This window comes from Burkholderia aenigmatica (assembly GCF_902499175.1).
GTDB classification, from domain to species: domain Bacteria; phylum Pseudomonadota; class Gammaproteobacteria; order Burkholderiales; family Burkholderiaceae; genus Burkholderia; species Burkholderia aenigmatica.
The window spans coordinates 69624-89620 of sequence record NZ_CABVQC010000010.1 but is presented as its reverse complement, the minus strand read 5'-3'; the positions used below and the strand labels follow the sequence as shown (position 1 = coordinate 89620).

17 protein-coding genes and 1 pseudogene are annotated in these 19997 nt (G+C 67.4%); 7 read left to right on the top strand and 11 right to left on the bottom strand.

From position 1 onward, the window contains the following. Nucleotides 1–235: 235 nt before the first annotated feature. The 3 genes from BDO18943_RS09890 to BDO18943_RS09880 all read right to left on the bottom strand — a co-directional run bounded on the left by BDO18943_RS09890 (nt 236) and on the right by BDO18943_RS09880 (nt 3599). The gene (locus BDO18943_RS09890) at nt 236–1582 is read right to left on the bottom strand and encodes a glutamine synthetase family protein (protein WP_043180034.1); all 1347 of its coding nucleotides are present in this window, start codon (nt 1580–1582) and stop codon (nt 236–238) included. Nucleotides 1583–1734: 152 nt separating this feature from the next. Then, the gene (locus BDO18943_RS09885) at nt 1735–2292 is read right to left on the bottom strand and encodes a helix-turn-helix domain-containing protein (protein ID WP_111018628.1); all 558 of its coding nucleotides are present in this window, start codon (nt 2290–2292) and stop codon (nt 1735–1737) included. 17 nt (nt 2293–2309) lie between these two features. Then, nucleotides 2310–3599: an NAD(P)/FAD-dependent oxidoreductase gene (locus BDO18943_RS09880; protein WP_175022129.1), complete on the bottom strand. Its 1290-nt coding sequence runs from the start codon at nt 3597–3599 to the stop codon at nt 2310–2312. A 555-nt stretch (nt 3600–4154) separates the two neighbouring features. On the opposite strand from BDO18943_RS09880, the gene codB reads away from it, so the two are divergent. The 3 genes from codB to BDO18943_RS09865 are packed head-to-tail and all read left to right on the top strand — an operon-like array spanning nt 4155 to nt 7466. Continuing rightward, nucleotides 4155–5450, top strand: a complete 1296-nt coding sequence (gene codB / locus BDO18943_RS09875; RefSeq protein ID WP_374101831.1) for a cytosine permease — start codon at nt 4155–4157, stop codon at nt 5448–5450. Nucleotides 5451–5494: 44 nt separating this feature from the next. Then, nucleotides 5495–6748: a cytosine deaminase gene (gene codA / locus BDO18943_RS09870; RefSeq protein WP_175022128.1), complete on the top strand. Its 1254-nt coding sequence runs from the start codon at nt 5495–5497 to the stop codon at nt 6746–6748. A gap of 40 nt (nt 6749–6788) precedes the next feature. Beyond that, nucleotides 6789–7466: a TetR/AcrR family transcriptional regulator gene (locus BDO18943_RS09865; RefSeq protein ID WP_175022127.1), complete on the top strand. Its 678-nt coding sequence runs from the start codon at nt 6789–6791 to the stop codon at nt 7464–7466. Nucleotides 7467–7538: 72 nt separating this feature from the next. Here BDO18943_RS09865 and BDO18943_RS09860 read toward each other — a convergent pair whose 3' ends face one another. Continuing rightward, a complete protein-coding gene (locus BDO18943_RS09860; protein WP_175022126.1) occupies nt 7539–7967 on the bottom strand; it encodes a hypothetical protein in 429 nt (142 codons plus the stop codon). Between the two features lie 82 nt (nt 7968–8049). Beyond that, nucleotides 8050–8379 (bottom strand): annotated as a pseudogene (locus BDO18943_RS09855) (FAD-dependent oxidoreductase); the annotation flags it as partial. A gap of 194 nt (nt 8380–8573) precedes the next feature. Here BDO18943_RS09855 and BDO18943_RS09850 point away from each other — a divergent pair. From BDO18943_RS09850 to BDO18943_RS09835, 4 genes are all read left to right on the top strand, one after another. Continuing rightward, a complete protein-coding gene (locus BDO18943_RS09850) occupies nt 8574–8801 on the top strand; it encodes a hypervirulence associated TUDOR domain-containing protein (protein WP_175022125.1) in 228 nt (75 codons plus the stop codon). Beyond that, on the top strand, nt 8798–9376 hold the full coding sequence (locus tag BDO18943_RS09845; RefSeq protein WP_175022124.1) for a DUF488 domain-containing protein: 579 nt from the start codon (nt 8798–8800) through the stop codon (nt 9374–9376). Before BDO18943_RS09850 ends, BDO18943_RS09845 begins: the two co-directional genes overlap by 4 nt. Before the next feature lie 124 nt (nt 9377–9500). After that, entirely contained in the window at nt 9501–10238 is a 738-nt protein-coding gene (locus tag BDO18943_RS09840; protein ID WP_175022123.1) for a sulfite exporter TauE/SafE family protein, read from the top strand. Nucleotides 10239–10538: 300 nt separating this feature from the next. Beyond that, nucleotides 10539–11918, top strand: coding sequence for an amino acid permease (locus BDO18943_RS09835; protein ID WP_175022122.1), 1380 nt, complete (start codon nt 10539–10541; stop codon nt 11916–11918). A 67-nt stretch (nt 11919–11985) separates the two neighbouring features. Here the strand turns inward: BDO18943_RS09835 and BDO18943_RS09830 are convergent, their stop codons facing one another. From BDO18943_RS09830 to BDO18943_RS09805, 6 genes are all read right to left on the bottom strand, one after another. Continuing rightward, nucleotides 11986–12564: an NnrU family protein gene (locus BDO18943_RS09830; RefSeq protein WP_175022121.1), complete on the bottom strand. Its 579-nt coding sequence runs from the start codon at nt 12562–12564 to the stop codon at nt 11986–11988. Nucleotides 12565–12873: 309 nt separating this feature from the next. Then, complete coding sequence (locus BDO18943_RS09825; protein WP_175022182.1) at nt 12874–13515, bottom strand: TfoX/Sxy family protein; 642 nt, start codon at nt 13513–13515, stop codon at nt 12874–12876. Further along, nucleotides 13512–14621, bottom strand: coding sequence for a malate/lactate/ureidoglycolate dehydrogenase (locus BDO18943_RS09820; protein ID WP_175022120.1), 1110 nt, complete (start codon nt 14619–14621; stop codon nt 13512–13514). The genes BDO18943_RS09825 and BDO18943_RS09820 overlap by 4 nt, the downstream gene beginning before the upstream one ends. 40 nt (nt 14622–14661) lie before the next feature. Next, a complete protein-coding gene (locus BDO18943_RS09815; RefSeq protein ID WP_043180066.1) occupies nt 14662–16116 on the bottom strand; it encodes a M20 family metallopeptidase in 1455 nt (484 codons plus the stop codon). Between the two features lie 79 nt (nt 16117–16195). After that, complete coding sequence (locus BDO18943_RS09810; protein WP_175022119.1) at nt 16196–17266, bottom strand: NAD(P)H-dependent flavin oxidoreductase; 1071 nt, start codon at nt 17264–17266, stop codon at nt 16196–16198. A gap of 232 nt (nt 17267–17498) precedes the next feature. Beyond that, the gene (locus BDO18943_RS09805) at nt 17499–19925 is read right to left on the bottom strand and encodes a DKNYY domain-containing protein (RefSeq protein ID WP_175022118.1); all 2427 of its coding nucleotides are present in this window, start codon (nt 19923–19925) and stop codon (nt 17499–17501) included. Between the last annotated feature and the right edge of the window lie 72 nt (nt 19926–19997).

The window sequence follows — 19997 nt, the reverse complement described above, 5'->3', positions numbered from 1 at the left end:
CCCGGCATGCTCACTCACGACTTCATCGACGCGCGTGGACGGCGGTTCGGTATCTCGGTGATCGGTCGTCACGGGGCCCTCTCTTTTTGATTATCGAGCGAAGCCGGGATCCGAATCTGCCCATCCGCTGCGCGTCGGGGCAGCCGGTCGCCCGCGGCGGAACCGGAACCGGCCGCCGTGTACGCCGCAGCTTATCAAACACGCAACCGCACAGGAACCGCCGCCCCGTCACCGATCACAAAAACCACCGATACTCCCGCGCGCCAATCTCATTGCGGAAATCCAGCTCCTCCTGCCGCTTGTTCTCGCAATACACCATCACGAACTCGCTGCCGAGCCCTTCGCGCACGGCCGCATGGTCCTGCATCGCCGCGACGGCCGACAGCATCTCCTTCGGAAAATCGATCCCGCTGCCGCGATCCTCGTTGAGCGGCGCGATCGGCTCGATCCTCGCATCGAGCCCGTGCTCCATCCCGGTGAGAATCGCCGCGAGCACCAGATACGGGTTCGCGTCCGCACTCGCGAGCCGGTGCTCGATCCGCAGGTTGCGCGCATCCGACTCGGGAATCCGGATGCACGCATCGCGATCCTCGAAGCCCCAGCTCGCGCGGCTCGCCGCGTTCACCATCGAACCGTAACGCCGGAACGCGTTGTGATTCGGCGCGAACACGGGCATGCAATGCGGCAGCAGCGCGAGGCATCCGGCCACCGCGTGCCGCAGCGGCCGCTGCCCGTCCGCCGCAAGCAGGTTGCGCCCTGCATCGTCGTAGAGGCTCACGTGCACGTGCATCCCGCTGCCCGGCGCATGCAGGTACGGCTTGCCCATGAAGCTCGCGCGATAGCCGTGCTGCAACGCAACGCCGCGCGTGCTGCGGCAGAACATCGCCGACCAGTCGGCCGCGCGCAGCCCGTCGTCGCAATGGCCGAAGTTGATCTCGAACTGGCCCGGCCCGAGCTCGGCGGTGATCACGGTCGCGTCGACCCCCTGCTTGCAGGCGACGTCGACCATCTCGTGCAGCACGTCGGAGAAGCGCGACAGCCGCTCGATATGCATGTTCGGCTGATCGTCGCGATCGTCGGACAGGCGGTCGCGCGGATACTTCGGCATCCCCTCCTCGAGCTGTGCGTCGAACAGGTAGAACTCGAGCTCGAACGCGACGACCGGCCGGATGCCGCGCCGCGCGAGCCGCTTCAGCACGCGCGCGAGCACCTCGCGCGGCTCGAACTCGACCGGCGCGTCGGTGCCGTCCGTCGTGATCAGCATCTGCCCGAGCGGCTGCTTCTCCCAGGTCACCGGCTTCAGCGTGCCGGGGATCAGCCGGCGCACGGCATCCGGGTCGCCGTCGTTGAAACAGTAGTCGCCGATCTTGTAGAGCCCGCCCTGCGTGCCGAGCAGGATGCAGTTCTGCGGCAGCTTCAGCAGCGAGCCGGCCGCCACCTTTTCGAGCGCATCGATCGGGTAGCGCTTGCCGTAGAAATGTCCGGGCAGGTCGAGGCAGATCAGGTCGACATAACGGATCTCGGGGTACGCCTGCCGGAATGCGCGGACTTCATCGACCAGCGCGGGAACGACGTCAGCCATGTCTCATCCTTTCCATGTCTTGTATGGCGGTGCCGCAGCGCGGCGAACCGGATTCACGCGGCACGCCGGACCGCGAGCGCCGCATTTAAATCAGTACTGCAAACAGGCTGCGTGGCGCGGCGGCCTGCATCACCGCCCGCCCCGCCGACTACTCAGGTGAATACCCAGATCACGCGCGTCGGCGCGTCGGTCAGGTTGGCATAGCGAAAGCGCTTGTGCGCGGGAAGCTGGAACGCGTCGTTCGGGCCGAGCGTGATGGGCATATCGTCGCCGTCGATCCAGATCGTCAGTTCGCCTTCGAGCACGAAGCCGCCCTGCTCGTCGCTATCGTCGACGGGCCGCTCGCCGCTGCTCGCGCCCGGCGCGAGATGGCTTTCGAGAATCGAGAAGCGCGAGCGCATGTTCGGCGACACGAGGATGTCGGTAATGCCGGCCGCGTAATACACGGTGCGCCGCTCGTCGGGCCGCGTGACCCACGGCACGCTGCGCGGCTTGCTCAGGCTGTAGAAATAGGTGGTCGGCACGCCGAGCGCCTCGCCGATCGCGGTGAGATCCGCCACCGTCGGGCGCGACAGCCCGCGCTCGACCTGCGACAGAAAGCCGACCGAGCGGCCGATCCGTTCCGCGAGATCGTTGAGCGTGACCTTGCGATGCTTGCGCAGGTCGCGGATCAGGATGGCCAGGCTTTCTATCTCTTCCTGTTCGTTCATGGTGGGTTCCGGTGCAGTCAGACGGTATCGCGCAGACGGTACCAGGCCTTGCCGATCGCTTCCAGCGGCGCGGCGAGCCGGTCGCCGCCGGGGAAGCGCGGGTTGCGGATGCGCTGGTACTGCGCGAGCAGGCGTTCGTCGCCGAGCACCGCGTCGGCCACCGCGCGCGCACCGGCGAGCGTCGGCAGCACGCCGTGCCCCGAGAAACCCTGCAGCCAGAAGCGCTGCCCGTGGCGGCCAATGTCCGGCGTGCGGCGCATGCTGATATCGATATGGCCGCCCCACGCGTAGTCGAGCGGCACGCCGGCCAGTTGCGGGAACACGCGTTCGAGGTGCGGGCGCGTCGCTGCCGCGATATCGGCCGGGATGCCGCCGAGATACGTGCAGCCGCCGCCGAACAGCAGCCGGTGGTCGGGGCTCAAGCGGAAGTAGTCGGGCACGAACTGGTTGTCGATCACGCAACTGTTCTGCGGCAGCAGCGCACGGGCGACGTCGGGCGCGAGCGGCGCGGTCGCGACCTGGTACGTGCCGACCGGCAGCAACCGGCGCGCGAGATCGCGATCGAGCCGGTCGACGTACGCGTTGCAGGCCAGCACAAGCACGTCCGCGCGCACTTCGCCGCGCGCCGTGCGGGCAATGTGACCGCCGGCCGCCTCGCGGCAGTCGAGCACGCGGCTCTGCTCGAAGATGCGGCCGCCCGCGCGCTCGATCGTCTGCGCGAGGCCGAGCGCGAGCTTCAGCGGATTCAGGTGGCCGGCTTCCGGATCGTGCAGCGCCGCGAGATAGCGCGTGCCGCCGATCCATTCGGGCATCTCGTCACGGCCGATCACGCGCAGCCGATCGTAGCCCCAGCGCTCGGCTGCCTCGTCGCGGGCCTGTTCGAGCATCGCGATGCGCCGCGGCCGCACCGCCGCCCACAGGCTGCCGGGCCGGTAGTCGATGTCGAAACCATGCCGAACGGGCAGTTCTCGCACCTCGGCCGCGGCCCAGCGCATGCTGTCCCACAGCAGGCGCGCGCCGTCGCGGCCGAGCGAATCCTCGAGCGGCTGCATGTCGCACGACCAGCCGAGCAGCGCCTGTCCGCCGTTGCGGCCCGACGCGGCCCACGCGACGCGACTCGCTTCGAGCACGACGACGCGCTTGCCGGCAAGCGCGAGACGCAACGCCGTATGCAGCCCGCTGAAACCCGCGCCGACGACGAGCACGTCAGCGTCGATGCGTTCGTCCAGTTCCGGACGATGCGGGATCGGCGCCGGATAGGTGCCGGCGTAGTAGCTTGCGACGTGGCGGTCGGACTGCGCGAACATGCGGACTCCCGTGAAATTTTCGCCGAGAAATTTCATGAAAAATTAGCACGGCAATTTCACGGAAGCAAGCGAGCAAAAAAACGGCGTATCGGTCTGACGAATCAACGCTGCGCCGTTAGTCTGGTTAGCTGAAGATTCGCAGCCTAGGCAGACTCAGCCAGCGCCGAATTCGACGTCCGTGAAAACCGCGAAGATCGATGGCGTCCAGGTCTGGCGGGTTCGTGCTTCCATCCTCGATCGCCGTTGTCGGACGGGTCGGCCGGCCTGCCGCCAGCCGCACGTACCTGCGTTGCCCATGGTGCAGAAACCGGAAACATCGGCTCGACATGCGGCCCGCCCGCGGCATGACGCGCGCCGGACCGGCCGATACCCGAAACGCCGCGCGCGTGAACCGCACGGGCCCGGTGAATGTTCCTGCCATCCACTCGGACGAAATTTTTACCCTTGTAAAAATTTTGAACTGAGAGAATGACCCGCTGAAACAGCGCGTCACCCATCCAAGCACGGCCCCCGTAACCCCTTTCAGACCCAACCCAATCGCTGACGGGAGACAAGATGCCTACGAACCGGGATGCAAGCCCGATGGACGAATCGGATCACGGAGAATTCTCGCTGAGCGAAGTCCCGCTCGAGAAACGCACCGGATTCCTGTCCATCACGATGGTGTTGTTGAGTTTCACGTTCTTCACGGGAACGATGTTTGCCGGCGGCAAGATCGGTGTCGCCTTCGACGTCGTCAGCATGATCCAGATCGCCGTCATCGGAAACCTGTTGCTCGCCGCCTATGCGGCATCGCTTGCGCTGATTGCCGCCCGCAGCGGCCTGAATGCGGTACTGATGGGGCGATTCTGCTTCGGGGAAGTCGGCAGCAAGCTGTCCGATTTCCTGCTGGGCTTCGCCGAACTCGGCTGGTACGCATGGGGAACCGCGACGGTGGCGATCGTCTTGGTCAAGCTGTTGGGTTGGCCGGCCTCCGTGACCACGCCGCTGATGATCCTCTTCGGCTTCGGATTTTCCATCACGGCCATCATCGGCTATCGCGGCATGGATGTGCTGTCGCGCGTCTCCGTGCCGTTGATGTTCGTGCTCCTGATGACGTCGATGTGGATCGCCACCCGCGATATCGGCGGGTGGGCCGGCCTCACGCATATCGCGCCGTCTCATCCGATGCAGTTCTCGGCCGCCGTGACCATGGTCATCGGTACCTTCGCCAGCGGCGCGACCCAGGCAACCAACTGGACCCGCCTCGCACGCAGCGCGCGCAGCGCCGTCTCGGCCAGCATGATCGGATTCTTCGCGGGCAACGGCCTGATGATCATCGCGGGCGCATACTGCGCGATCGTCTATCAGCAAGCCGACATCGTCGAGGTGATGATGCTGCAGGGCCTGTCGATCGCGGCGGTCGTGATGCTGTGCCTCAATCTCTGGACCATCCAGGGGCCGACGATGTACAACGTGGCGGCCGCCGGATGCCATCTGCTGCGCACCGAACGGCGCCGCACGCTCGTACTCGTGGGCGCGGCGATCGGCATCGTGCTCGCGGTCGGCGGGATGTACGAGTTGCTGATTCCGTTCCTGGTGCTGCTGGGCTCGATCATTCCGCCGGTCGGCGGCGTGATCATGGCGGACTACTGGTACCGCCATCGAGGGCAATACCCGTCGCTTGCCACCGCCCGCCTTCCGCGCTTCAACCTGGTCGGCCTGGCCGCGTATGCAATCGGCGCCGGACTCGCCTATACCTCGCCGTGGATCGCGCCGATCGTCGGCATCGCGGCGTCCGCGGCCGCCTACGTCGTGCTGCTGCAGATTGCCCGCGCGTTCGCGCGCGAGCCGTCCGTTCAGGGTGATTGATTCCGCTGCGCGCCCTCCCGCTCCCCCGAACCACAGGAATACTCATGAAAATCATCAACGCCAGATTGCGCGGCCGTAGCGGCCTCTTCACGATCGACATCGATGCGGGCACGATTCGCGGCATCGACCTCCAGCCGTCGCCGCTGACGTCACAAGGGGACGACGTCATCGATGCGGGCAGCAATCTCGTCATCCCGCCGCTGGTCGAGCCGCATATCCACCTGGATGCGACACTGACCGCGGGCGAACCCGAGTGGAACATGAGCGGCACGCTGTTCGAAGGTATCGAGCGGTGGGGCCAGCGCAAGGCCACCATTACCCATGAGGATACGAAAGCCCGCGCCCACACCACGATCGGGATGTTGCGCGACAACGGCATCCAGCACGTGCGCACGCACGTGGACGTCACCGATCACACGCTTGCCGCGTTGCAGGCGATGCTCGAGGTCAGGGACGAAGCGCGCGATCTCATCGATCTGCAGATCGTCGCCTTCCCTCAGGAAGGCATCGAGTCGTTCGAGAACGGACGTGCGCTGATGGAGCGCGCGATCGACATGGGGGCCGACGTCGTCGGCGGCATTCCGCATTTCGAGAACACGCGCGACCAGGGCGTGAGCTCCATCAAGTTCCTGATGGAGCTCGCGGAGCGCAAGGACTGCCTGGTCGACGTTCATTGCGACGAAACCGACGATCCGCAATCGCGCTTCCTGGAGGTGCTTGCCGAGGAAGCGCGGGTTCGCGGGATGGGCACGCGCGTCACGGCCAGCCACACGACCGCGATGGGTTCCTACGACAACGCCTACTGCTCGAAGCTTTTCCGATTGCTGAAGCGGTCGGAAATCCATTTTGTTTCGTGTCCGACCGAAAGCATCCACCTGCAGGGGCGTTTCGACACCTTCCCGAAACGGCGCGGCATTACGCGTGTCGCGGAACTCGATCGCGCCGGCATCAACGTGTGCTTCGGACAGGATTCGATCAAGGATCCGTGGTATCCCATCGGCAACGGCAATATCCTGCGTATCCTCGACGTCGGCCTGCACGTGTGCCACATGCTCGGCTACGAAGACCTGCAGCGATGCCTCGACTTCGTGACGGAGCACAGCGCCGATGCGATGTCCCTGGGCGATCGCTATGGCATCGCGGTCGGGCGGCCGGCCAATCTGCTGATCCTCGACGCGGATTGCGACTATGAAGTGGTTCGCACACAGGCCAAGGTTCGCCTGTCGCTCCGTGCCGGGAAGGTCATCATGCAGCGCGCGCCCGAACGCATCACCTATCCTGAAGCAGGCACGCGTTGAGCGGGCGACGACGCTGGTCCGACATGCTGGAGGAAACATCGTGAGGCACCCGTCCGAGCCGACTGCAGGAACGCCCGGCCGGCCTCACGGCCGGCGCGAAGCGCTGCGCGACACGCTCGAGGCGACCATTCTCGCCGCTGCCGAAGAATCGTTTGCCATTGACGGATTCGAGGGGAGTTCCGTTGCGACTATCGCAGCGGCCGCCGGCCTGTCGAAGCAGAACCTGATGTACTACTTCCCCACGAAGCTGGCGCTCTACCAACGCGTGCTGGACGACGTATTGCGGGACTGGCTCGGCAGGATGCGGGAGTTTGCGGCGCCCGATCGCGAGCCCGCGGAAGCCATGTCGGCCTATATCCGGGCCAAACTCGAATTCTCCAGAAATCGCCCGCATGGATCGCGGGTGTTTGCGCTGGAGATCATCGGCGGGGCCAGGACCTACGGAAAGGAAATCCGCAAACAACTGATTCCGGTGTTGCGTGACGACATCAGGGTGCTCGAACGCTGGATCGAGGAAGGCAAGGTCAGACAGGTCGATGCCGAGCACCTGTTCTTCCTGATCTGGGCGGCCACGCAGGCGTATGCGGATTTCGCCCCCCAGATGCTGCTGGTGCTCGGCAAGCGTGCGCTGGGAAACGACGATTTCGACGCGGCTTACCGCACGATCTCGAATCTGGTACTCAACTCGCTGATCACCGGGGACGGAAAGACGGGTTGACCGCTTGACCGCCTCCGTCGCCATTCATGCACGGCACCCCGGCGCCGTCGACACTCACCGGGGAACCGCCGGTCAGTCGTGCTTGTAGCGCTTCTTGTGCTTGTTGCCGTGGTGGTGATCGTTGGAACGCGAGTTGTTGCGCGACACGTGGCCGCCCAGCGCCGCGCCCGCACCGCCGCCCACGGCGGCGCCGACGAGCCCGCCGGCCGTGCCGCCCATCGCGTTGCCCGCAGCGGCGCCTGCGCCGCCGCCCAGTGCGCCGCCGACGATCGCGCCCGTGCGTTCGCGTTTGTTCGACGTCACCGCACCGCCCGCGCCACCACCCACTGCCCCGCCGATCACGGTGCCCGTGCTGCCGCCAACCGCGTTGCCGACCGCCGCGCCGGCAACGCCACCCAGCGCGCCGCCCAGTGCGTTGTTCGTGTCGCCTGCCACGGCCGGCACCGACGCCACCGCCGCCGCACCGACCACCACGGCCATCCCTGCCAATTTCTTCAGCATCTGTCTGCCCTCTCCGATTGCGAGATATCGATGGGCGAATCTAGCACCTTTCCGGAAGGTCCATCGTAATGAAGCGTTAAATCAGGCATTGCCCTGGCCGGAGCGCAAGCTTTTGCGGATTCAGGTGGCCGGATTCCGGATCGTGGAACCGCGTGAGGTAGCGCGTGCCGCCCGGCCATTCGGACCTCTCGTGACGCCCGATCACGCGCAGCCGGTCGTAGCCCCGGCGCTCGGCCGCTTCGTCGCGGGCCTGCGCGCACATCGCGACGCGCCGCGGCCGCCCCGCCGCCCACAGGCTGCCGGGCCGGTAGCCGATGTCGAAACCGTGACGCGCCGGCAGTTTGCGCACCTCGGCCGCGGCCCAGCGCATGCTGTCCCACAACAGGCGCGCGCCGTCGCGGCCGAGCGAATCCCTGCCGTCGTCAAAATGAAAGGTTGACCGTGTGCCGGCACGCCCATTGCGCCGGCAGCACAGCGCCGCGCCACCGTCTGTGTCTTTTTCCATGGGCGGTCGCGGCCGATAATGGACACGCCAATCCTCGCGGCACGACAACACGCGCCGCGAGGATCGACGCACACCGCAACCGCGCAAGGAGGGCCTCCTGCATGACCACACCATTCAGGTTGGGCGACCACGTCCGGTGGAATTCGGAGGCCGGCTACGTGACCGGCACGATCATCGCGATCCACACCACGGACTTCGACTACAAGGGCCACCGCCATCGCGCATCGCCCGACGATCCGCAGTACGAGATCAAGAGCGACCGCACCGACCACATCGCCGCGCACCGTGGCCGCGTGCTCGAGCGCATCGCGGGCAAGGGCGACGCATGACGCTCCCGTTCTATACGATCGGCCATTCGAACCGCACGCTCGACGAATTCGTCGACATGCTCGGCGCGGTCGATATCGCGCTGCTCGCGGATATCCGCAAAATGACGCGTTCGCGTACCCATCCGCAATTCAACGAAGCGACGCTGCCGGACGCGCTGGCTGCAACCGGCATCGCCTACGAACACATCGCCGAGCTCGGCGGCCTGCGCGGCAAGTCGCACGACGTGCCCGACGACGTCAACGACTTCTGGACCAACCAGAGCTTTCACCGCTACGCCGACTACGCGCTATCACCCGGGTTTCGCGACGGCCTCGACCGGCTGATCGCAGACGGGCATCGGCAGCGCTGCGCGATCATGTGCTCGGAAGCGGTGTGGTGGCGCTGCCACCGGCGCATCGTGTCCGACTACCTGATCGCGCGCGGCGAAACGGTGCTGCACATCATGGGCCGCAACCGCGTGGAACCCGCGCGCCTCACGGCCGGCGCGGTCATCCGGCCCGACGGCTCGATCGTCTATCCGGACGTCGAAAACGACCCCGCCACACCGGAAGCCGGCACGCCACCGCACGCGTGACGTCGCCCGCACGGCCGCGCACCCGCGCCGGCTTCCGACCATCGCGATCTGCATTATCATCGGGCCTCCACCGCGCCTGCCCGCTTCCGGCAAGCGGGCCCCGCCACCTCGCCCGTTGCACCCCATGCTCACTCTCGTCATCGTCGCCGGCTTGTGGGCCGGACTGCAGAACGCCCTCGCGGGCGGCGGCTCGTTCGTCACGCTGCCCGCCCTGATCGTGTCGGGCATGTCGCCGCTCGCGGCGAACATCACGTCGACGGTCGCGCTGTTTCCCGCGCAGGTCACGACCGGCTGGGCGAGCCGCAACATGGTGCGCGGCGTAGGCAAGCTGTCGTTTCGCACGCTGTTCTTCATCAGCGTGGTCGGCGGTGCGCTCGGCGGGCTGCTGTTGCTGAAAACCCCGTCGTCGATCTTCTCGCGCCTCGTGCCGTGGCTCGTGCTGTTCGCAACGATCGTGTTCGCGTGGGGCAGCTTTTTCCGCAAGCCCAGCGAAGGCACGGGCCACCTCGGCACCGTCCCCGCGGCGCTCTCGCAGTTCATGATCGCGATCTACGGCGGCTACTTCGGCGGCGGGCTCGGCTTCCTGATGATGGCCGTGCTGACGATGGCCGGCCTGTCGCCGCGTCACGCGATGTCGACGAAGAACGCGCTCGCGGGCGTGATGAACGCATCGGCCGTCGTGCTGTTCCTGACGTCGCCGCACCTGCACTGGGGCTCGGCACTTGCGCTCGGCGGCGGCGCGATCGTCGGCGGGCTGCTCGGCACGTGGGCGCTGCAACGCGTGAACGAACGCATCCTGCGGATCGGGATCGTCTGCATCGGCGCGGTGCTGACCGTCGGGCTGTTCGTCAAGCCGATCTGACGCACGCCCCTTGCCGCCGCCGCAGCGGCAATTGATGAGCAAACCGCAAGACGTCTTTCGCATATCTCGTTTGCCGTGACGGCGGTGTCCGCCCACAATCGGGGATTGCCGTCGTCATCGCCCGCTCGCGGGCACCGACCGGCACTTCGCGGCCGCCATTCCGATTCACCGCCGGCGGCCCCGCCCATCGCGTCACACACGCTCCCTCGCCATCGGCGCCCGGTGCGGCGGCAGAACGCCTGCCGACGCACCGCCCGATGCGTTCCCGGCCGACAGGCCAACAATAAAAAGAGGTAGGAGATGCAGGACAACTCGTTGAGGCAGAGCCTCAAGCAACGGCACATCACGATGATCGCGCTTGGCGGCGTGATCGGCGCGGGCCTGTTCGTCGGCTCCGGCGCCATCATCGCGACCGCCGGCCCCGCCGCGATCCTGTCGTACCTGATCGGCGGCGTGATCGTGACGCTGGTCATGTTCATGCTCGGCGAAATGGCATCCCGCAATCCCGACAGCGGGTCGTTCTCCACCTACGCGAGCAGCTATCTCGGCGAATGGGCCGGCTTCGCGGTCGGCTGGCTGTACTGGTTCAAGTCGATGATGACGATCACCGTCGAGGCGATCCTGCTCGGCGCGATCCTCCACGATTTCCTGCCGTGGCTGCCCGTGTGGGCCGGCGCGCTGTTCATGCTCGTCACGCTGATCGCGAGCAACGCGTACTCGGTCCGCTCGTTCGGCGAGGCCGAATACTGGCTGTCGTTTGCGAAGGTCGCGACGATCATCGTGTTCATGGCGCTCGGCGCATCGATCCTGCTCGGCTTCCAGCCGCGCATTCCCGCGCCCGGACTCGTGAATCTCACGGATCACGGCGGCTTCATGCCGAACGGCATTTCGCCCGTACTCGCCGGTGTGATGGTCGTGATCTTCTCGCTCGGCGGCAGCGAAATCGCAGCCGTCGCGGCGGGCGAATCCGAGAACCCGAGCAAGAACGTGATCCGCGCGATCAAGAGCGTGATCGTGCGCGTGATGGTGTTCTACGTCGGCTCGGTGTCGATCCTGATCCTGTGCATGTCGTGGACGGACAAGGCCAACCTGAAATCGCCGTATGTATCGCTGTTCAGCTTGGCCGGCTTCACGAGCGCGGCCGTCGCGATGAAGATCGTGCTGTTCGTGTCGTTCATGTCGGTGATGAATTCGTTCCTGTTCTCGAACTCGCGCATGCTGTTCTCGCTCAGCCAGCGCGGCCACGCGCCCGCGATGTTCGGCCGGACCAACGCGAAAGGCGTGCCGATGAACGCGCTCGTGCTGTGCCTGGCGATCTGCGTGTCGATCCTCGGCATTCACTTCGTGAGCGGCAGCGACCTGTTCCTGATGCTCGCGAAGAGCAGCGGCGCGTTCGTGATGATCGTGTGGATCTTCATCATCGTCGCGCACTTCGCGATGCGCCGGCAGGAGAAGCACGCACCACGCGATCCGCAGGCGTTCCGCGCGTGGTTTTATCCGGTGTCGAACTGGATCGCACTGCTGGCGCTGGTCGCCGTGCTCGGCTCGCAGGCGTTCAACCCGGATTCGCGCTTCCAGTTCTGGTTCACGGTATTGACGGCGCTTGCGATCGTCGCGGCGTACTTCCTGCGCCGCAAACCGGCACAACTCGGCGACACGGCCAGCGCGAAGCTGCGCTGACCGTTACCCTCGGCGAGCGAGCGGCACGCCGGCGTGCCGCCGCTCAATCGCCCAACCTCTCGGCCGCTCAGCCGAACGGCCGCACGCCGATCAGCCAGCCGTGCAGGAACAGCGCGAAGACGGCCCACACGACGAGCCCGGCCACGATCGCCACGGCGTCGCCCGACAGCTTGCCCGCCGGATAGCGGACGCCATCGCGGCGGTCACGCGCGCGCCACACGACGAAATCGACGAGCGACCACACGAAGAAGGCACCGAACAGCACGACGGCGTGCAGCGTGCCGTTCGCGAGCAGGTGCGCGATCGCCCACACCGCCACGCCGGCCACCATCGGATGACCGACCAGCGTCTTGATGCGGTTGCCGGGCACGTAGGAGGCGGCGATCAGCACGAAGGCGATCGCGGTCAGCATGCCGGTGAGGTGGCGCACACCGACCGGCGACACCCACAGCAGCGTCGCGCCCTGGCGCGCCATGCCGTACCCCCAGATGATCAGCACGAAACCGACGATCGACGCGATCGCATAGGGGCCCTTCCAGCGTTTCTCGCCGATCCGCGCGATCGTCGCCGACCGCCAGCCGTCCGCGACGATCCGGATCGAGTGCACACCGAGGAAGATCGCTAAACCGAGAATCAGGACGAGCATCGGCTGTCTCCGTCTGGAATGATGAGTGGGGAAGCGTCCCGCACGGCGTACGATGCGCCGTTCGCGGGGCCGGCGGCGAGGCCGGCACGGGTTGCGCCAGGCACGGGTGCGATCCGCGCCGATCATAAACGCCGAGGCCGCCGTTGTGAAGCATGGGGATGTGCGGTGCGGCAAGCCGGAGGTTTTTGCGCACCTGTGCGGTGCGCGCCGCCGGGCATCACGCGCCGCGCACCATGCGTATCGGCCGGCGTTCGAGATCGAAAGAAAGGAAAACGAAATGCGCGAAGCTGTCGCTTCGCTCGATCGGTATTAAGTTTGCTTGCGTTTCGCCGGTGGTTTCGGTGCCGGCTTTGCTATCGGTTTCGCTGTCGACTTTGCTGCTGGTTTCACTACCGGTTTTGCTGGTGGTTTCGCTGTCGGCTTTGCCACCGGTTTCGCCGTCGGTTTCGCTGTCGGTTGCGCTGCTGGTTTTGCCGCCGGTTTCGCTGTCGGTTTCGTCGCCGGTTTCGCTACCGGCCTCCCCACCGATTTCGCCACCGGCTTCTTAGTCCGTGCCCCCGCCGCCTTCCCTTCGGCCACAGGTTTCGCCACCGCCCTCGCCTTGCGCTTCGGCGGCCCCGCCAGCAACGCCGCGCGATACGCGCTGCGGCACCAGTCGAACAGCGCGCCGGCGTCCTCGAGCACGTCGGCCGGCGTTTCGTAATAGCCGTCGAGCGAAACCGTGCGCGTCGGCCGCTCGTACGAGAACGGCCCCATCCCCGCCGCGACGAACGCCGGACGGTTCACGTCATCCACACGCAGGAACAGCGACCCGCGCGACATGAAGCCGAACATCACGCCATCGAGCCGCATCGCCGCACCGCTGAAGAACCGCACAACCGTGACGTTGCCGAGCGGCGCGAGCTGATACGCGATCTCCTCGCCGTGCGCCTTCTCCGACTGCCAGCTCATGCGCGCCCCGTGCAGCGCCGCGTCCACGTGTCGAGCGCCGCGTCGTCGAAGCCGACTGCCGCCGCGCTCTCGCGAATCTGCCGCCACGTCGCGCGGTCGACCGGGATGCCGCCGACACCGCGCGCCGCGCGGCTGGCCTCTTCCGGTTCGCCGGGTACCTGCACCGGCGCATCACCGGCCTGCGGCGACGCCTTCGCCCAGGCGACGAACGCATCGGCTTCGCGCTCGGCATCGGCCGCATCGAATGCGTTCGGATCGATCAGCACCGACAGCATCCCGTTGACGATCGCGCTCGTCTTCTGCAGCGTGTCGCCGTAGGTCGTATGCCCGCCGACGAGCGCGCCGCCGAAAATCTCGCACATCGCCGCCAGCGCATAGCCCTTGTGCAGCCCGAACGGCAGCAGCGCGCCGAACGGCTGCTCGTGCATCACGGCCGGATCGTCGGTCGGCTGGCCGCGATGATCGATCAGCGACCCGGCCGGCACGCGCTTGCCCTGGTTGTACGCGACGCGCGTCTTGCCGTACGCGATCGCGCTCGTCGCGAAATCGAGCAGCAGCGGCGGCCTGCCCGCACGCGGATACGCGGCGCAGAACGGATTCGTGCCGAAGCGCGGATCGGTGCCGTGCAGCGGCGCGACCAGCAGGTCGCCCGGCACGTTGACGAAGTGGAACGACACGAGCCCCGAGCGCGCGCACTGCTCGGCCCAGTGCCCGATGCGGCCAAGGTGATGCACGTCACGCAGCCCGATCGCGCAGATGCCCATGCGTCGCGCGCGCTCGATCCCCTCGACCATCGCCTCGAACGCGATCACCTGGCCGAAGCCGCGCCCGCCGTCGATCGTCAGCACCGCACCGCCGTCGCGGACGATCGACGCATGCCCGTTCAACTGCAACTGCCCTTCCCGCCACGACGCGACGTAGTTCGGAATCATCCCGATCCCGTGCGAATCGTGGCCCGCGAGATTCGCGCCGACCAGATGATCGGCGACGAGCGTTGCTTCGCGCTCGCTGCTGCCCGCCCGTTCCCAGAGTGCCGCGACGAATGCATGCAGCGGTTCGGCGCGCATGCGCAGCGGTTCGGTATCGGGCGTCGGCAGTGCGGTCATCGGCAAGGCTCCGTCAAGTCGGGTCGGGCAGTTGTCACGCTCAGCGCGCGGTCGCGATCACGTCCGCGACCGCCGCCGTCAGCTTCTTCGCGTACGGCACGTGCAGGAATTCGTTCGGACCGTGCGCGTTCGACTTCGGCCCGAGCACGCCGCACACCATGAACTGCGCGGACGGGAATCCTTCCTGCAGCACATTCATCAGCGGGATCGTGCCGCCGAGGCCCATGTACGCGCAATCGGCGCCGAAGTGGCGGCGCGACGCGGCATCGAGCGACGACGCGAGCCACGGCGCGAGATCCGGTGCGCTCCAGCCGGTCGCGGCGCCCGCGTCCGGCTTGAACGTGACCTTCGCGTTGTACGGCGGATCGAGTTCGAGCAGTTCCTTCAGCTGCTGCACGGCCTGCGCGGCGTCGACGAGCGGCGGCAGACGCAGCGACAGCTTGAACGCGGTGCGCGGACGCAGCACGTTGCCCGCATCCGCCAGCGCCGGCATGCCGGCCGCGCCCGTCACCGACAGCGACGGACGCCACGTCGAATTCAACAGCGCCTCGCGCGGATCGGTCGTGGTCGGCAGCACCGGCTTGCCGTCCGCGCCGCACGCCCACGGCAGCCCCTTCCACACGGCGTCGCCGAGGATCGACGCGGCCGCGTCGGCTTCGCGCACGCGGCTGTCGGGAATCTCGCAATGGAACACGCCCGGCAGCAAGTTGCCGTTCTTCGCGTCTTCGAGGCGCTCGAACAACTGGCGCATCACGCGGAAGCTCGACGGCGCGATGCCGCCGAAGACGCCCGAGTGCACGCCTTCCTCGAGCACCTCGACCTGCAGGTCGCCGGACACGAGCCCGCGCAGCGACGTGGTGAGCCACATCTGGTCGTAGTTGCCGGCGCCCGAATCGAGGCACACGACGAGCGACACCTGGCCGAGCCGGTCGCGCAGCGCGTCGACGTACGGCAGCAGGTCGTAGCTGCCCGACTCCTCGCAGGTCTCGATCAGGCCGACGCAGCGCGGCCGCTCGATGCCCTGCTCGTCGAGCGCGCCGAGCGCGGCGAGGCTCGCGTAGATCGCATAGCCGTCGTCCGCGCCGCCGCGGCCGTACAGCTTGCCGTTCTCGTACTTCGGCGTCCACGGGCCGAGGTCCGCGCGCCAGCCGTCGAATTCGGGCTGCTTGTCGAGGTGGCCGTACAGCAGGATCGTGTCGGTGCTGCCCGAACGCGTGGCGGGAGATTCGAAGAAGATCACCGGCGTGCGGCCCGGCAGGCGCACGATTTCGAGCTTCAGTCCCTTCACGGGCTGCCGCTCGGCCCACTGCGCGGCATCGGTGACCACCCGCTCGAGATAGCCGCGCTTCGCCCAGTCGGGGTCGAATGCGGGGCTCTTCGCGGGGATCGCGATGTAGTCGGTCAACGCGTGGAGGATTTCATCGTTCCACTTGCGCTCGATGAAGGTAACGAGCTTGTCATGGTCGAGGACGGGGGTAGTGTCGACGGAGGTCATGGTGGGGGTGCCTGGATCGGGCTGACGAAAACCCAGATCATACGCCGATGCACCCGCGCCGGCGCCCCTTCCCGGTCGTTCAGACCGCCTGCGGGAACGCGTCGCGCAGCCCTGCCGCGCACGCCAGCGCGTCGCGCCACAGGCGTCGCGTCAGTTCGCCCGCCTCCTCTTCACGCGCGAGCGCCGCAGCCTCGCCCGACCACAGCAGCGAGAAGTCGTCGCGGCCTTGCCGCTCGAACGCGCCGCGCAGCGGATCGACCGCGGCCGTCGCGAGCGGGAACGCCGGCGCGAGCGCGCTCATCGGCCCCTGCTCGCGCATGAAGCGCGTCAGCAGCCCGCGCGCGGGGCGGCCCGTGTACAGGTTGGTCATGCGCGTGCCGTCGTCGCGCGCGGCACGCACCGCCGCGCGATGCTGCGCCGAGCGGCCGGCCTGCGGCGTCAGCAGATAGCCGGTGCCGATCTGCACCGCGCGCGCGCCGAGCGCGAACGCGGCCGCGATGCCCCGCCCGTCGGCGATCGCGCCGGCCGCGATCACCGGCGCGCGCACCGCGTCGACGATCTGCGGCAGCAACGCGAACAGGCCCGGTTGCGCGTGGATGTCGTCGGTCAGGAACATTCCGCGATGACCGCCGGCCTCCGCGCCCTGCGCGACGATCGCGTCGACGCCGCGCGCATCCAGCCAGCGCGCTTCCTCGACGGTCGTCGCGGACGACACGACCAGCGCACCCGTGCGCCGCACGCGATCGAGCAGCGGGTCGTCCGGCAACCCGAAGTGGAAGCTCACGACAGCCGGCCGCCATTCCTCGACGACCGCGCACATCGCATCGTCGAACGGCGCGCGGCCGGGGCCGCCCTTCACGCCGGCCGGATCGAGCCCGGCTTCCGCGTAGTAGCCGGCGAGCGCAGCACGCCAGCGCGCGTCGACCTCGGCGTCGGGCGCCGGCGGCGTATGGCAGAAGAAGTTCACGTTGAACGGTGCGGGCGTGCGGGCGCGGATCGCCGCGATCTCGTCGCGCAGTTGCTGCGGGCCGAGCGCCGCGCACGCGAGCGAGCCGAGCCCGCCGGCTTCGCATACCGCAATCGCAAGCGGACTCAGCGAGCCCACCATCGGGGCCTGGATCAGCGGCAAACGGGAAGGCAGCATCGTCATCGGAATCGTCCTTGGGGAAGATGTGAATGTCGCAAAAGAGCATGTTACAAGGCAGTCTTGCGAAGAGGCCGAGTGCGTCTCGCCTCTTCGGTCAAGGACGCCCCTGATCGCATCATCGGGCTTGCCATTGCGTTGGTTGCACCACGGTGCGATCGCGTCTGCAGGCTGCGCGGCCTGCAGACTCTCCCGACATTCATTCCACGAACGCCGGAAAAACGTCGCCGCGACCGCGTCAGCCCGCGTCCGGTTCGGGTACGCACGTGGCGGCCTCGATGCGAAACAGCAGCCGGTCGTCGAGTGCATCCCAGATATCGACCTCGCCGCGCCCGCTCTTCGGCAGGCCGGCAAACACCGGACGCCCGTCGATCCAGCCGGCCTGGCTCTTGAACCACTTCCGCTCGCACCAGCCGCCGCGATGCAACGCGAGCCGCTTGCCGCTGCCGACATCGAACTCGCGCAACACGCATTTCGCATCGCGCGCCAGCACGCTGGCGCCGTCGTCGGAAAACGCGCAGGGGAAGCCGTTGTCCGCCCCCGGCAATTCGCAATCGGCCTCGCCCTCCGTACGCACCGTCAACGCCTCGTCCCGTGCGAACGCACGGCGACGCCGGCCGGCGCTCACCGCGAATGGCGCATCGTGGAAGCGCTGGTCGGCCAGGTCGTAATCGAGCACGTCGAGCGTGCCGCCGTCGGTGAGCGGCACACGGTAGAGCCGGTTGCGGACGCGCACCCACGCTTCGCGCGCGTCGGATGACAGGTGGATCCGCTCCAGATAGTCGTACCGGCTTTCGGCGCGCCAGCACAGGTGCGCCGCACCGCTCGCGGCGTCGACCCGGTAAAGCGCCGTGTTGTCCCAGTACGCGACGATCAGCGTCGACAGCGCCGCATCGGCCGATGCGCTCACCGGCAGGTTGCGCAGCCGGTCCGTGGCCGTCGCATCCGCTTCGTCCGGCACGAACGGACGCGGCAGTTCGAACGACGCGACCACCCGTCGCTGCGCAAGATCCCAGATGTCGCAGAATCCTTCGCCAGCCACGACGAGGCGCGGATCCCCCTTTGCGTCGCGCGTCCATTCGAGCACGCACGCACGACGGGCCGCAACCGTCCCGGCGAGCGCTACTTGCGACGACGCATGCGCCGATACCGATTCGAGCGCCGGAGCGGCAGCGGCCTGCGCGCCCGCTTCGGGCGCCACGTAATCCGGCGGCACGTAGTCGGGCATCGGCGCCCGGTGCCGCGCGCGCCATGCGGCAAGCCACGCCTGATACACATAGCGGCGGCTACCGTCCGTGCCGGTATCCGGCTGCTCGAGGCGAAAGCCGGCCGGATCGACGCCCGGCAGCGGCACGAGTTCGGCACCGTTGCAATAGACGTAGACTCGCGCACGGTCCCGTGCGAAATATTCCGAGAGGAACGCGAGCGTCGCGCCATCGACACCGCGCCGATATGGCTGGTTGTCGTGCAGCAACCGCCCCTGCCCGTCGCGCAGGAAGCCGGGCCCGACGACTTCGGCGGTCGCGCCATCGAACCGGGCCTTCACTTCCTTGCCGAAATAGAACAACCGGTCGCCATCGCGCAGGTAATAGTCGCCGACGGCTTCGATCCGTGCCGGATCGATACCGCGCTTGCGGACCAGCATGCACAGCACGCCATTGCGATCCTTCGCGTAGGTGTCGTTCAGGACTTCGAATGTCTCGCCGTCGACCTTCGCGGCTTCCGAATGACCGCGCCACTGCTTCAGATAGCAATGGTCACCGGCCTGATACCACGGCCCGGCCAGATGTCGCCACCGGGCAGGATCGCCGGGAAGCGGGCCGCCGTCGAGAAAACCCTTGTGGTACGTCGCGTATGAGTAGAGTCGCGACCGGTCGGCGATGAACGAGTCGCCGAGCCACCGGACCGTCGCCGCATCCGGTTCGAGCAGCGGCAGGTCGTGCAGATACACTTGGTTGCCGACTACCCGGAACCCGCCGCCGAGTTCCTGCGCCGGTATATCCACCGCAGTCTGCCCGACGATGGTATGCCACCAGTAGCCTTGCAGCTCGGGGTGCGCGGCAAAAAACGGCGACCAGTCGCGCTCCCATTTCTCGCGCGAGCCGGGATCGGCCGCGTGCCCGTAACGGTACGGCCGCGCCCGGTCGGTCGCGTGATCCTGCGCCACCTCGTCCGCGCTGACGAAGCTTGCCGCTTCGGCGCCTTCGACCTCTCGCCCGTCATACCAGACCCGCTGCGCATCGACCAGATACGCGCCGACCCACCGCAGCGTCGCGGGATCCGCACCGCGCATGCGCTTGCCGTAGTGATACAGGTAGCGATCGTCGTGCCCCCAGGCATCGGTCAGCAACCGGAAGCGCGCGGGCGACGCGCCAGCCAGCTTGCGGTTCTGGAAGTAGACATGGTTCGCGTCGACGGCATGCGATTCGTCCAGCGGTCGAAACGTCGCGGCGTCGACGTCGAGCACGGTGAAGCGCAACCACGTGAACGTGCGCGCGTAGGCGCGCACGCCGTCCGTCGCCAGGTACTGGGACAACGGCCGGAAGCCGTCGATCACGATGCCTTCGATGAGGTTGCCCGCGCGGTCCCGCAACGGGTCGTCATGGCAATACACGTGCGCGTCATCGCGCATGAAGCCGAAGCCGAGGTTCTCTCTGAGTGTCATGTTGTTGTTTGATTCCGCTTTCGTCCGGAATGCCCCGGTCAGACGATGCGCCGCCGGGTACGAAAGCCGTCG